The organism is Paenibacillus sp. FSL R5-0912 (assembly GCF_000758605.1).
Taxonomy (GTDB): Bacteria; Bacillota; Bacilli; order Paenibacillales; family Paenibacillaceae; genus Paenibacillus_AQ.
The window spans coordinates 1,499,195-1,513,294 of the sequence record NZ_CP009282.1 but is presented as its reverse complement, the minus strand read 5'-3'; the positions used below and the strand labels follow the sequence as shown (position 1 = coordinate 1,513,294).

General features: G+C 52.5%; 13 protein-coding genes. 2 read left to right on the top strand and 11 right to left on the bottom strand.

The window, feature by feature from the left end:
- Nucleotides 1-64 precede the first annotated feature (64 nt).
- Nucleotides 65-1,348, bottom strand: a complete 1,284-nt coding sequence (locus R50912_RS06570) for a glycosyltransferase family 4 protein (protein ID WP_042233342.1) — start codon at nucleotides 1,346-1,348, stop codon at nucleotides 65-67.
- Nucleotides 1,349-1,607: 259 nt separating this feature from the next.
- Between R50912_RS06570 and R50912_RS06565 the strand changes: the two genes are divergently transcribed.
- The gene (locus tag R50912_RS06565) at nucleotides 1,608-2,540 is read left to right on the top strand and encodes a glycosyltransferase family 2 protein (RefSeq protein ID WP_042134449.1); all 933 of its coding nucleotides are present in this window, start codon (nucleotides 1,608-1,610) and stop codon (nucleotides 2,538-2,540) included.
- A gap of 471 nt (nucleotides 2,541-3,011) precedes the next feature.
- Here R50912_RS06565 and R50912_RS06560 read toward each other — a convergent pair whose 3' ends face one another.
- Nucleotides 3,012-4,727 (bottom strand): SGNH/GDSL hydrolase family protein, encoded by a 1,716-nt coding sequence (locus tag R50912_RS06560; RefSeq protein WP_042241752.1) that lies wholly within the window; start codon nucleotides 4,725-4,727, stop codon nucleotides 3,012-3,014.
- Nucleotides 4,728-4,853: 126 nt separating this feature from the next.
- Entirely contained in the window at nucleotides 4,854-5,426 is a 573-nt protein-coding gene (locus tag R50912_RS06555; RefSeq protein WP_042233340.1) for a TetR/AcrR family transcriptional regulator, read from the bottom strand.
- A gap of 244 nt (nucleotides 5,427-5,670) precedes the next feature.
- Here R50912_RS06555 and R50912_RS06550 point away from each other — a divergent pair, with 244 nt between their 5' ends.
- Entirely contained in the window at nucleotides 5,671-6,786 is a 1,116-nt protein-coding gene (locus R50912_RS06550) for an FAD:protein FMN transferase (protein ID WP_042233338.1), read from the top strand.
- A gap of 75 nt (nucleotides 6,787-6,861) precedes the next feature.
- Here the strand turns inward: R50912_RS06550 and R50912_RS06545 are convergent, their stop codons facing one another.
- The 8 genes from R50912_RS06545 to R50912_RS06510 form a co-directional block, all read right to left on the bottom strand.
- Nucleotides 6,862-7,572 (bottom strand): HAD family hydrolase, encoded by a 711-nt coding sequence (locus R50912_RS06545; RefSeq protein WP_042233336.1) that lies wholly within the window; start codon nucleotides 7,570-7,572, stop codon nucleotides 6,862-6,864.
- A 22-nt stretch (nucleotides 7,573-7,594) separates the two neighbouring features.
- Entirely contained in the window at nucleotides 7,595-8,056 is a 462-nt protein-coding gene (locus R50912_RS06540; RefSeq protein ID WP_231637792.1) for a GNAT family N-acetyltransferase, read from the bottom strand.
- Between the two features lie 29 nt (nucleotides 8,057-8,085).
- A complete protein-coding gene (locus R50912_RS06535; RefSeq protein ID WP_042233334.1) occupies nucleotides 8,086-8,592 on the bottom strand; it encodes a metallophosphoesterase family protein in 507 nt (168 codons plus the stop codon).
- Nucleotides 8,593-8,813: 221 nt separating this feature from the next.
- Nucleotides 8,814-10,019: an anti-sigma factor gene (locus tag R50912_RS06530; protein ID WP_042233332.1), complete on the bottom strand. Its 1,206-nt coding sequence runs from the start codon at nucleotides 10,017-10,019 to the stop codon at nucleotides 8,814-8,816.
- Nucleotides 10,012-10,515: a sigma-70 family RNA polymerase sigma factor gene (locus R50912_RS06525; protein WP_042233330.1), complete on the bottom strand. Its 504-nt coding sequence runs from the start codon at nucleotides 10,513-10,515 to the stop codon at nucleotides 10,012-10,014. Before R50912_RS06525 ends, R50912_RS06530 begins: the two co-directional genes overlap by 8 nt.
- A gap of 168 nt (nucleotides 10,516-10,683) precedes the next feature.
- On the bottom strand, nucleotides 10,684-11,970 hold the full coding sequence (locus R50912_RS06520) for an ATP-binding protein (protein WP_042233329.1): 1,287 nt from the start codon (nucleotides 11,968-11,970) through the stop codon (nucleotides 10,684-10,686).
- A 1-nt stretch (nucleotide 11,971) separates the two neighbouring features.
- A complete protein-coding gene (locus R50912_RS06515; RefSeq protein WP_042233327.1) occupies nucleotides 11,972-13,420 on the bottom strand; it encodes an RtcB family protein in 1,449 nt (482 codons plus the stop codon).
- Between the two features lie 349 nt (nucleotides 13,421-13,769).
- On the bottom strand, nucleotides 13,770-14,030 hold the full coding sequence (locus R50912_RS06510; RefSeq protein ID WP_042233324.1) for a YqkE family protein: 261 nt from the start codon (nucleotides 14,028-14,030) through the stop codon (nucleotides 13,770-13,772).
- Nucleotides 14,031-14,100: the final 70 nt, after the last annotated feature.

The window sequence follows — 14,100 nt, the reverse complement described above, 5'->3', positions numbered from 1 at the left end:
GACCATCGGCCGTATTCCAGCAGCCGCGGCCTCAGTCACAACGGCACAACAATAAGACAGCGGTTTACAAGGGAGACGTTAACTCTGGAGCATACCCGTCACCAAAGAGCGGTGCGGACGGATCAAGCCCTAAGCTCTCCTGAAGCAGATTGTAGAGTCTGGCTCCGATAATCTCTTCCGAATAATCAGAGCGGACAATCTGCAGCGCTGCTGCCCCCATCTCCCGGCACAGTTCAGGATTGCCGAGCAGCTGATCCAGGGATGCAGCAAGTTTAGCCGGATCAAGCCCTTCAGCGAGCAGTCCGCTCTCCCCGTGGCGTACCAGACCTCTGACCCCCATCACATTAAAAGCAACGGTTGGAAGACCGCAGGCCCCCGCTTCCAGGATAACCAGCGGCAATCCTTCATACCGCGAAGGCAGCACAAACAGCTCAGAGACGCTGTAATAGCTGGCCAGCATATCCTTGTTGCGGATTGTACCGAGCATGATGAAGCGGTCCTCCAGCCCCTTGGCCCGGATCATATTCTTCAGATTCTGTTCATCCGGACCGCCGCCGGCAACCAATATTCTAAGGTCAGGGTACTGCTTCAGCTGCTCCATGGCCTGCACCAGCAGCGAATGGCCTTTCTGATGCTCAAACAGCCGTCCAACGGTAATAATATATCTGTAGCCGGGGTCCAGCCCCAACGCAGCTATTGCTTCATCCTTATCCCGCTGGTAAAAGATCGCCGAATTCACGAAATTCGGAAGCAGCCGGATCCGCCCCTCCAGATGCGGAAAGTGGCGCACCATGCTGTTCTGCTCATCTTCGTTAAGCGTAGTCATGAATGCTGCCTTATGAAGCGTATGCTTCTTGATCGGCAGAATCCACTTATGGATGCTGCCCCCGTGGTAAGCGGCAATGATCGGGATGCTCAGCTTCTTCGCAGCGGCAGCCAGCCGCTCAAACCGTCCGGAAGCATATTCCTGGGCATAAATCAGGCTGATTCCGTCTCCCCGCAGAATATCACACAGGTCTCTCTGAATCGTGGATATATATTGTGATACGAATTTGCCGATCGGTGTCCGGTGGGACAAGGGAATGACGGAATACCATTTATACAGCATGCCCACCGGGATAAACTTAATCGTACAATCCACGATTCCGTGCTGATAGGTGCGGACCTCACTCCCAATTCTGGTGAAATTATAAATGGTCGTGCGGATCCCCTTGGTTTGCAGAAGACGCGCATAGTCGAAAGAAAAATCGTTATGATACGAATGTACATATTCCTCTTCACTGAGACCCAGACCCTTTACGAAGAAATCTTCAAAGTAATTGGTATGCATAAAGATCCCGACATGCATAACGTCCCCTCCTAAAATTTTTTCACACCCTGTATAACTCGAACAGAGCTCATTTCGGAAGCATCCGCTTAGGTTTTGAAAGCATATACATTCTGAAATTAATTCTATTATAAGCGCAACTGTACTAAATAAAAGTAAACCAAAGTGGTATATACGGCCTACAAAAGGGGGAGTAAAATTAGATCAACACGTACTTTCGGTGCATTGTAATCTAAAATTAAAGCGGACGGTCTAGGACGTCCCGGGAGGAGTCAGCGGTATGCATGATCTGTCTATAGTAATTCCTACACGCAACCGGATCAGCGATCTGACCCTGTGCATTGAATCCATCGGCAGGCAGACAGAGCTGGAGGATGTTTCAATTGAACTGCTGATTGTGGATGACGGCGAGATTGAGGAGAAAGTGCTGGAGTATTTCCGCAAGGTACTGGGCCGTATGCCTCAAGCCGAGCTGCGCTATTACCGCAAAACCAAACCCGGCGTCTGGCTCTCCCGCTATGAAGCCCTGGGTCTTATCGACGGTGAAATTCTGCTCAGCTTCGATGACGATGCCGAGCTGGATGATCCGCTCTACATCCGCCGGATGCTGGACACTTACGCTTCGGACCCGTCCATTGCCGGAGTTGGCGGCATCGCCAAGGGCCTCTCCAGCAGCAAGTCCGGCAAACTGCTCGGCAGGCTGACCTGCCAGATGTCGGCTTCACCCGGCCGGCTGTCGGCAAGCACACTGGCAGGCTCCCTGCTGCTGTGGGGGGAGACCGAGAATATTTTTGAGACGGATTTCTTCCATGGCTGCAATATGTCCTTCCGGACGTCGGCGCTGCAGGATATGAAGCCTTACCCCTGGATGACCAGCTATGCGGTGGCTGACGATATCTATATGTGCCATCTGGCCAGCAGATACGGCAAGCTTGTCATCAACCCGGAGATGAAGATCATGCATCATGAATCTCCCAGCTCCCGCGACAAGGCTGGCCGGGTGGCCCGGGCTACTGCAGTAAATCATTATTATTTGCTTAATCTGCGCAAGGCACCGGTGAAGAATTATGCCGCTTTGCTGTGGACACTGACCTATTTAACCGGCAAAGCTACCCTCAAGCGGAATTTCAATGCCGTCTCGGGCTATGCCAGCGGAATTCTCTTCGTACTTAACCCCCGTAAGGATAAATACAGGGAATTTATGCTGGACTAGCAGCGCCAGATTTAACCTATATAGATTGAACTAAAGATTCCCCCATTTAAGCGAGGAAGTAGCTGCGGTGAATGAATTGTACCGCTGTTCGCGGTGGGAATCCGGTGACAAAGGCGTCCGCTATCGCTCCTACAGTTCCAAAATCCCCTACGTACCTTTGCAGTGAACGGAATATGGGATATCCGGCATGCTTAATTGTACTTTATACAACTAAATCGTCTAATTTACACCCCATTCTCCGTTTAGTTGTATTTCGTACAATTAAAATGCCGGTTGTAGAGGGTTCTGTCCGATTCGGGCGGATTTAGTTGTACAAACTGCAGTTATAAGAAGGCAGCAACCCTTTTCGCAGGTTTTAATTGTACATAATACAACTATCACTCAATTTCCACATGGACTGAATACATAAGTCGCTGCATTGTCTGAATGAACTCACTTCTTCAGTCCTGTTGTGTGCTGGTTCTTAAACCATCAAGCAGTATAACCGAAGCCCAGTACCGTAAAGCATTTGTCCTTATCTTCCGGCGCCATGCGGATCTCAATGACATGCTCCTGACTCTGCTCATTCTGGTACAGAATGACCGGATTACAGTGCGTCCAGCTGTTCACATGCGGATCAGCAGTCAGTACAAGGCTGCCATCGACGAAGATATCTGCTCTGCCAAAATCAGGGCTGCCCGAATCCTTGTATACGAGGATCAGATTGCTGCTGGTGATGGTCAGCCTGAAGCCTTCCTCACCGGATGCTGCCGTATGCTGCCAGTTATGCGGAAATTCCGGGGTGCCGAAGGGATCGGCATCTAGCTCTACCCGCTGCAAATCCGTGTCGGTTGCCCTGAAGCCGCCAGCTTCCACCCGGACATCGCTGAGATCGCTCAGGCTCTTGCGGTCTAGCAGCCGTATATTCGCGTAATCATTTCCGAGAACCGGCCGTTTAGCGGTTGTAATATCCTCTTCGTCCCGGAGCGACCGGCAGGTCTCGGAGAATAAATAACCCAGACAGTCAGCCATAACCCGGTGCCCGTCATTCGCAGGATGATAAATATCGTAGAAAAATTGCCGTTTCGATATGACATTCCCCTCAGTCTTGCTCAAACGGAACTGTCCGGTTACCGCATCTTTGATGCTGACCATCGGGAGGTTATAGTGCCTGCCCACAGGAGCGAGCCGTTCCTGAAGGTTCCAGTCATTCACAAACACACTGAACAGCAGAATCACGGCAGGCCGGGCCGGATCAGACAGAATTTTTAGACAAAGGCTCTCGAAGCAATTGCCCTTCGTTTCATCGCCCTCGTCATTCACTGCAAATTCCACCACCACAATATCCGGCGTTACCGCACCCTCCCGCAGAATATCTCTTTCATAACGGATCACTCCAAGCTCAGAAGGCGTCCCGCCCACTCCGGCTTTCACATAATGGATATTCTCTCCACCGTCCTTACCGAACAGCTCCTTGAACTGCAAATAAGACTGGTAGGCATAACAACCGGTGTGGATCGGCTTAGCCCCTGCACCTTGGGTGATGGACCCTCCAATATAAGCAATAGTGACATCCTCACCCTTAATTGCTTTGTCTATAGCTGTTCTGAGCCGGTAATTATTGCCCGAATGCAGCAGAGATTTAGCAATCATTGCGCGGTATTCGAGCGAACCGAAGGCAACCGGAGCTTCCATTGCAACTTCAGGCGCAGTATAGCCGTCATTCAAATAGAAAATAATACTCGCCGTTGCCAGCTCTCCTTCACGGCTAAATTCAAAAGCGAATTTACCGGGACTTATATCGTCCCCGGACCACATGGCCTCCTCCAGCTTCAGCAATACCTCCGTCCCGTCCCCCGGACAGGGGACACGCAGCTGCGTTCCTGTCTCATACTTGCTGCTTCCGCCCCAGTTCTGCATAAGAAAGGAGACCTTTCCCCCTTCACTGCCTGTCCCGGTCTTCACGGACACCCCGATGCTATGCACCAGCTCACGGAACCCGGCCCAGGTGGTCAGAAGCGCCAGCATCCCCTCATCCGTAATCCCGCCTATGTATCTTGCCTTATCCGTCAGATAATTGCCTTCCAGATACACTTCCTGGGATGGACTGCCCTCCGCTCTGGCTGTCGCCTCTATCGCTGTTTCGAACATTACGAAGAAGCCGCCTCTTCTGTCCTCCGGATCTTTGGGTGCCGCCGGACCTTCCATTCTGCCGCCGGTAGAATCATTGTTATTGCCCTTCACTTGGATCAGCCTCGCTTTCCGGTATATATGAAGACGCTCTCATTATAGACGTGGGGCGGACTCCCCTCATCCGGGAAAAGCCCACCCACACTATAGCAGAATCCCCGTCGAAATGAACAGGATCATATGCTCTTTAATCTTGTTTTTGTCCAGCGGCTCATGGGATTTGTTCCATTCCGTGGTGAGCGCCAGGTACATTCGCAGAATCATAAATGCCGCAACACTGGAATCGCAGGGCTTCACCTCACCGCTGCCGATGGCTTCCTCAATCTGCTGTTTCAAGAAATCAAGCGCGTATGCCTCCATCCGCTTAACCCCTTCCAGCGCCTGGGCTGTCCCGATGTCCCGCACCTCCTGGGCGAGCTTCACAAATAGCTCATGATCGGACCGGAATTCCAGAATGGAGTCCAGCAGATTAAGCAAGTTATGCACAAAGGTCGTTTGTTCCGCCGCTACACGGTTCATCACCGACATTAATTCCTGCGAAGCCTTGTCCAGAATTTCCTCAAACAGCTCTTCTTTGGTTTTGAAAAAAGTATAGATTGTGCCTTTGCCCACATTAGCGATTCTGGATACCTGATCCATAGTCGTAGCTTTATAGCCAAATTGTACAAAGGACAGGGTCGCTGCCTGCAGGATCAACGCCTTGCGGTCAATGGACATAGGTAAAACTCCCTTCTTCCTGTACGACCATAAATTGACTAAATTTTATTTTTGGTCACCAAGTCACAATCAATTTATCATGTCACCGGCAAGAAGACAACTTTTTGATAAAAGTTTCAATCCGCTTCCGTTCTGCAAGCTGCTCTTCTGCACAAAATGTCATGAAATTAGTATCCCTTGCCATTCTTTCTGGGGTATGATAATAAAGATGTGATCAAGAAACTAACTTTATGGATGGTGGAATATGTTTAAGAACAAGAAATCTGGCGTTATTCTGGCTGCTCTCGTCATTGTTATCGTCGCAGCTGTGGGCATCTGGCTATTGGTGGGCAACAATGGAAAAGACAGCACGACTACTGAACCCCCCGGCGGTGCAACGGTCACGAAGGATGGCGATACGAAGTCCCTGGAACAGACGTTTTATATTTATGATACGGTCGTGAATATCAAGGTCTTCGGTAATACTGTAGAGCAGAAGAATATGGATGATATTCAGGCGATGCTGGAACGGATGGACATCGAGTTCAGCCGCACCAAGGAGAATGGGGAATTATACGCTGTGAATCAGGCAGCCGGTAAAGAAGCCGTAGCCGTATCCGACGAAACGCTGGATATCGTGAAGCTTTCCCTCAAATATGCCGAAGAAATGGACGGGCTATATGATCCGACTGTTGGACCGCTCGTTGACCTCTGGGCAATCGGTGAAGGCGGAGAGCATGTTCCCGATCAGGCAGCGATTGATAAAGCCCGCAGCCTGACCAATTACAAGGATGTTATTGTGGATGATGCCGCGAAGACGGTCAAGCTGGCTAAAGAAGGCATGGTACTGGATATGGGCGGGATCGGCAAAGGGTATGCCGCTGACCGGATCGCCGACTACCTCAAGGCGCAAGGCCTGGACAGTGCGATGATCAATCTCGGCGGCAGCAGTATTATTGCGCTTGGCAACAAGCCGAACGGCTCGCCTTGGAATATCGGCCTGCAGGACCCCGATCAGAGCCGAGGTACCCAGCTGGGTACCATCAAAATCTCGGACGAGGTTATTGACGCATCCGGGGTATACGAACGCTTCTTCATGCAGGACGGTGTGCGTTACCATCATATTCTTGACCCGCGTACGGGCTTCCCTTCCCAGAACGGGCTGAAGAGCATTACCATTATGAGTCCGAACGCAACAGATGCGGATGCCTTGTCAACCGGTGTATTCCTGATGGGTCTCGAAGACGGCATGAAGTATCTTGAAGCACTCCCGGAGAAGATCGATGCCTTCTTCATCACAGACGACAATAAGATTCATGCCACCTCTTCGCTGAGAGAACGGCTGAATCTGACCGATCCTACGTACAGCTTCGCTGATTAATACCGCGCAGTGTGGATGTACAGCATCGTATGTAAGCAGAAAAGGTGCCTTCCTTTGGGGGAGGGCACCTTTTTGTCATACCAGCGGCAGCTCGCTGAACTCCTTATAATTGGTGAAAATATAGCTTGGCGTGTGATCCCCACCCGGCTGCCGGCCGCGCGGGTTGTACCAGCATACCTTCCAGCCTGCCGCAAGCGCACCAACCACATCGTTAGCCCATGTATCGCCTACATAGAGGCTGTTCTCAGGTGCAGTTCCCGTCATCTTATTAACATGGGCGAAGATGGCCGGGTCGGGCTTAGCCAGGCCGACAGCATCCGAGATGAAGATCATCTCCTGCGGAATGATCTTATCTATACCCAGCCCGCGCAGCTTGCCCATCTGGTGCTCCAGCGGGCCGTTGGTGATAATGCCTACCGGATGACCCAGGGCAATGAAGCGCTTAAGCTGCTCCGCCACGCCTTCGATCATCTCGATCGTGTACTGGCGGGCAATATAGGAGGCCTGAACTCTGGCTGCCTGCTCCCGGTTCAAGGGCAGGCCATATTCGGCAAAAGCCAGCTCCAGCCGCATCACCCGGGTCTCCTCCAGTTCAAGCTCCCCGCGCAGATATTTCGGCCACAGCAGGTCACTGTGATGCCGTACGGTGTAGAACAGCTCCGCATAATCCAGCTTGTCTTCATCTGGCGCCAGCACCTCGCGCACCGCTTCCCGGAAAGGCACCAAATGGTCGTACAACGTATCATCCAGATCAAAAAACACGGCCAGCTTATTGCTTGTCTCCACGTAAACTCCCCTAACTATATCTTTAGAAATATAAATGATAAGTGAAAAAGCTATCATCCCGGATGTAGCCTTGGGCTTCATACAGACGCTGTGCGCCGGTATTATGCGTCATCGTTGAAAGCGTCAGTCCCTTCGCACCAGTACCCTGCGCAAATCCGCGCACGCCTTCAAGCAGCAGTGAGCCAAGTCCATGCCCGCGCTGCTCCGACGTCACAAACAGATCGTTCAGAATCCATACGGGCTGAACTGTAATGGAGGAGAAGGAAGGGTACAGCTGCGCCATTCCATACGTCCGCTTGTCCGCACCCTCACCGGCTGCTGCTATAAAAATTACAGATTCCTCATTGGACAGCCTCTCCTTCAGAAATTCCCGTGCTGCTTCCAGGTCAGAGGCTTGGCCGTAATAGCTGCGATATTCATCGAATAGTGGAGCAAGCTCCTCCACATCCTCAAGCCCTGCCCGTTCAAAACGAAATTTCAACACAGCTCTTCCCTCCTTCTCCCCTGCTTCCTTTATTCCTTGGAGTCATAAAAGACATGACGGGCCGTGATTTTACCGTCTTCAATGTCCATCAGGCCGAAGGAATACTGCTTCTCCCGGCGCTTGTCCGTAGGTGATCCGGGGTTGAACAGCAGAATACCGTTCTCCCGGCGCATCAGCGGCTGATGGGAATGGCCGAAGAGAATACAGTCCACCTCCTGGCCTTCAAAGGCCAGCAGCGCATTTCCATCCGTCCCCTTGCGGGAATACGGCGCATGTCCGTGAATCATTCCTATACGCATGCCCTCCAGCGTAACGATCTTGCTCTCGCCGAAGCGCTGAATGATCTCATATCCATCGTTATTGCCGGCAATTCCCTCTACCGGAGCAAGCCCGGCCAGCAGATCGTAGATCTCCAGCGATACCCAATCGCCCAGATGCAGAATCATATCCACCTTGCTGAATTCTTTCATAAGCACGGAGGGCAGTCCCTTGGCCCTGCTTGAGAGATGTGTATCCGATACTACTCCAATCTTCATCTGCTTCAGCTCCTAATTCTTATAGTCCTCCTGCCGGCACCCCGGTAAATTTCCATCCTAATTCCAAGTGTTCAAAGATGACCCGAGATACTGGAAGTAAAATAGCTGAGAAACGCTGTAAACAACGTTCCTCAGCCATTTCACATCAACCTTCTCAAGTTTACGTACTTATAATTGTACGGTTTGGCGAACTTAGAAGCAAGCCGCGCCCGGCCTAAGCCTTATTCCCGCCAGTTCCACAGCCGGACTTCACCCACCCGCATATAGCTGACCCAGGAGGCCTCGCGCAGCTTCAGCAGTTCCTTGACCGGCCCGGTGACAACGGCTCCATAGAGCTTAACCCCGTTCTGCTCCAGATAGGCCAGAGAGGTGTCAAGCTGGTCAATATACACCGCTCTGCCCGCAAGTGTCTGATGCTGCTGCAACAGCTTAAGGGTCTTGATGAAATTGGCATCCCGCAGCGCGCCGCTCCCGTACGCTTCAACGGAAGGCGATACGCTGCTATAGGAGGATACCGAGCTGAACCAGCCTGTCTTGGTAGTAGTGACTTCGGATTTCTTCATATCATCCTCATGCCAGATGGGCTGGTAGGGAAAGCCCAGCGGATATCTGACCACATCGTCTCTTGTTGAAGGTCCAGTATCTGCACCGAACCAGACAGGCAGAAGGTTCAGCGGTTCCAATTGCTTGAGCAGCTCATCTGTGGTATACAAATGGTCCAGCGACAGATACGCCTCGGCCACCGTACCTTCAGGAAGCTTCTCCAGCTTCTTCCACTGATCGCTGTTGTCCCCTCTCCCGGCAGTGCCCTTCGCAGACGGATAATAGAATACATAAGTAGCCGCATTCTGCTCATCCATCCAGTTAAACTCCCCAAGATTCGCCCTTCCCAGAAAGAGATTCTGGGTATAGTTGCCCACCTGAATGCTCTCGCTGCCCACCTGCCTCAGCAGATTCCCGGTTAACTCCAGTCGGAAAAAATAATGTGCGTTCGATGAAAGCCTCACCGTTGTATTGGGACGGGTAACGGCAATCGCCGATGTCACCACATCCTTGTAAGTGTCACCACGGTCTCCAGTGCTGTAGAAGACCGCAGTAATGATGCTGCTGATGACCGTAAAGATCAGAAACGCAGAAAAAACAGTAAACGTATTGGTGATTCGTGCTTTCCATTTGCCGCGCCGGATAATAGACTTCTCTCTTCGCTTGGCCTTCCTCTTGGTCTTCTTAAGCCCTGTAGGTGCGCTTCCTTCTGGGTCAGTCTTGATCCACCGTTCGCTGGTCTGCTCCTCCCGCTCCATCTGCTCCTCCAGATACAGCTGATATGCTTCAAGCTTCGCCAGCTCACTCTCCAGCTCCTCACGCTCTTCCTCCGGAAGTGTGCCTTCGCTGTATTGGCGCAGCTTCTCCTTGAATTCCTCACTCATGCTCATTCCTCCTCCGCTCCGCCTCACGAAGCTTCTGCCTGGCGCGGAATACCAGTATCTTGTATTGGGACAGGCCCACATCCATAACGACTGCGGCTTCTTTGTAACTCAGCCCGTGATAATCATGCAGCAGCAGCGCATGGCGCTGTCCTTCCGGCAGCAGATTGAGCGCCAAGGCCGCTTCCGCCCAGCGTTCCTGACGCAGCAAAGTCCCCTCTGTTGTGTCAGGATGAGCCAAACCGCTGAAATAACCGGCTTCCTTGGACACACTCCGCTTCTCCTTGCGCTTATAATCTACAAAAGCATTGTAAGCCACGCGGAACAGCCACGGCTTAATCTTATCTTCCCGGCAATCCTCCAAATACAGATAAGCGCGGTAAAAGGTCTCCTGCATCAAATCTTCGGCCGCATGGTGGTCCTGGCAGAGGGAGCGCAGATAGCGGTAGATGTCCGTAACATAATTTTCGTATACCTCATCCAGCGAATTCGGCTCCATCTCCTCCCCCCTTAATCCATCCACGTATGAGAACGCCAAAAGTTACAGCTTCCAGCCATATATTTCCGGAATCATCCATCTTACTATAGCAGATTTATCTTCATCCCTACGCAAAAAGGGAGCCTCCCGGCTCCCCAAATCTTCCCTTTACAGTCGCTTCTCACATACTTAATAAAATCCGATACTGGACGAAGCATCCTTCATCCATTCCCGTTTGCGCCCCTTGTCCAGTTCGCCGCGCATGCCGCGCACCAGAGACTCGACATCTGCCATGCCATTCTCATGCCATTCCAGCGCCGCACTGACATATAGCTCGCCAAGCTGAGTCAGGGAGAAATCTCCTGTCAGGCGCGCAGCGGTGGCCGTACCCTCTTCACCTGCGAAGGCGGAGAACCCGCGTAGCTGCAGATATTCGAGGCGCAGCGCCTCATTTGGCATCTTGATCTCATAAGCCCGGTCGAAGCGCCCGGCGCGGTTCATGAGACCCGGGTCGATTTTCTCCGGATAATTGGTGGTGCCGATCAGGAAGATGCCTTCCTTCGAAGTAGCCCCGTCCAGCGTGTTGAGGAAAAAGGAGCGGACCTCCTGCGGCATGGAATCGATGTCCTCAATCACCAGTACCATCGGCGCCAGCCGGGCCGCAGCCTCGAACACCTCATTCACTGACTCGCTGCTCGTATATTCGGTAATCTGCCAGTAGATCACAGGTCCCGGTACACTTCCGGCGATCGATTTGACGAGCGTAGTCTTGCCGTTGCCCGGATGGCCGTAGAGCAGAATGCCCCGCTTGTACGGGATATCGTAAGTGACGTAGAAGCTGCGGTCCGAATCAAAAAACTGGTCGAGCGAACGGTAGATTTCTTTCTTGATCCCCGCGTCCAGCACGACCTCCTCACGCCCGACAGAGCGGGTGATGGGTTCATCGTCACGGAAGATTCCATTGCGCCGGTCAGTGAACACCGTCACCTTATTGATGTTCTGCTCCCGCTGCCGGGTACGCACATTGGCCAGGAAGAACTGCAGCTGCGCGTCAGATGCCGCGAACACATAGTCCTGAAAGTTGATGCCGTTCTCCTGGAACACCGGCACCCGCGCCAGAGCAATGCCCATGGCAGGATACGCCAGCACATTATTGCGGATCGAGAGATGGATATTGTATTCCGGCTGCTCTTTATCATCGTCATACACAAACGTCCGGTCCTCCAGGCGGTCAAAAATCCGCGCCACATGCTCCACCCCGGCATTTCCACTCTGCACATCATTCTCCAGCAGCTTCCAGTATTCACTGTTGGGGTCATCGCTCGCATACAGCTCATAACGGACGCCGTAGCGGATGTAGAGCGCTTCAAGTATGCCGTCAACCAGGCGTGCGTACACATCATAACCTTTGATGATTCCGGCTCTGTCTTCATCGTACTCGTAGATTACAGTAGGCTTCTTAATCTCCTGCTCCATCCTATTTCGTCCCCTTTATCGCTGCGAGCGGCTTGCATTTGGCCACAACAGCAGCCAGGCCGGCGCCCGTAACGCTTTCTATAATCTCATCTACATTCTTATAGGCCTGGGGAGATTCGTCAATGATAGATTCCAGGGAATGCTGATTCACTACAATCTCGTCTGCCGTCCCCACCTTCATCGACTGGGAGAATTCATGGACAGACACCAGCCGCTTCGTTGCCGAGCGGGAGCGGATGCGTCCGGCTCCATGGCAGATCGAATAATAATTCTCTTCTCCTCCGGGCTGGCCGACCATGATGTAGGAAGCGGTGCCCATCGAGCCGGGAATCAGCGCCGGATGCCCGGTCGCCGCATAGGCTGACGGATTATCCGGATGTCCGGCCGGCAGGGCGCGCGTCGCCCCTTTGCGGTGTACGAACTTGGTGCCGGAGGAGGTCTCCTCTTTCCAGGCATAATTGTGCATCAGATCATAGAGGGTCCGCAGCTCGCATTTCGTGCCGAAGACGTCACGGAAGCCCTCACGTACACCATAAGCGATCAGATGGCGGTTCACTACCGCATAGTTCAGCGCCGAGTACATCAGATTAACATAGCGCTGGGCCTGCGGATGTGCCAGAGGCGCATAGATCAGGCGCGGGTCGGCGCTGCCCAGTCCAAGCTGGCCCATGACCTTGGCGAAGGCCGGGGTACAGAACTGATTGACCATACCTCCCCAGGCCCGGGAGCCGGAATGGATCATCACGGCAAGCTGCCCGTCCTTCAGGCCCCACGCTTCAGCCACTTGCCGCTGCTCTTCAGCAATCTCAATCGCTTGAATCTCGACGAAATGGTTGCCGCCGCCAAGGGTGCCGAGCTGGCGGTGACCCCGGTGCCAGGCCATATCCGGCAGCTCATTCAGAATCTCGTCATCGAAGGCAAGCTTGCTGATCTCCACATGGGACAGCGCACTCGACTTCTTCGGCGTGTAGCTGTCCGGAATATATTTGTTCGGCAGGCCGTGCAGCCCTTTGCGGACGATATTCTCCAGCCGGATATCGCTGTAATGGCCGCGCTGCTGGGCCTCCATCGGCAGATAAGCCTCTATCCTGCGGACCAGCTTCCGGCGCAGCTTCACTTCACGCAGATCATCCATATGCAGGTTAGTCAGATGCACGCGCATGCCGCAGCCGATATCGCTGCCCACAATGGACGGCGATACATAGCCTGACGCGGCATCCCAGACCGCCGTGGTCCCGATGCAGGTTCCGACGCCTACATGCACATCCGGGGTGTAGCTCATATATTCTATATTCGGGATTTGCAGATTGTTATTAGCCATTTCCAGGACCTTGTAATCAAGTGAGCCAAATAATTGCTCGCTGGCATATACCCTGAGGTCGCCGCCCGGAAGGGCTACCTCATGTTTGTAGCGGGATATCTCCCCCGCTTGCTGCTTCATGCTATTCATAAATGTTTTCATTTCCTCTCAGGTTGGTAAGATAAATCCCAGTTTTGTGGTACACAAAAAGAGCCGCAGATCAGTTCTGATCATGCGGCTCCCGGAGCGCTGGGTGCAGCTTCGAATTCAAGCTGGGACACCCGTATGCAGTTGTGACATAATAAGCACGCTGCGCATTATGTCTTCCGGACGAAGGCGATGAGATCAGATTGTTCATATGCGGTTGTAATGTGACTGTGCGGCGTTCTCAAACCATTTGTTCCAATCATGACCCATCGGCCTCCCTTCTCTAAATGATAAACCCAATAATATAGGGCGCTGCTGCAGATTGTCAACCCTGATACTGGTAAAGTTTGTTTTATTTAAATTTCGACCAGTCCTGATTGCTGTTCTCCAGCAGGTGGCCGAAATCATTCTCCAGACGTTTCTGCTCTGCCTTGCGTTTGTCCTCCGCTTCCTTGAGGGCGGCGTCTTTCTTGCCTTGCTCTTCGGCTTTGAGCGCATCGGACTGCGCCTTCAGCTTGTCCAGCACCTCTCGGCTGAGCAGGTCTTTGAGTGTTGCCTGAGCATCGGTCGCCGCAGGCCGCGGAGCCGGGGTTATCTTCTTCTTTTTAGCCAAGGGAATCATCCTTTCAAGTAGTGCAAATAGTTCAAATTTGTTTTAGTTATAGGTCTTTTCGTTTATAATG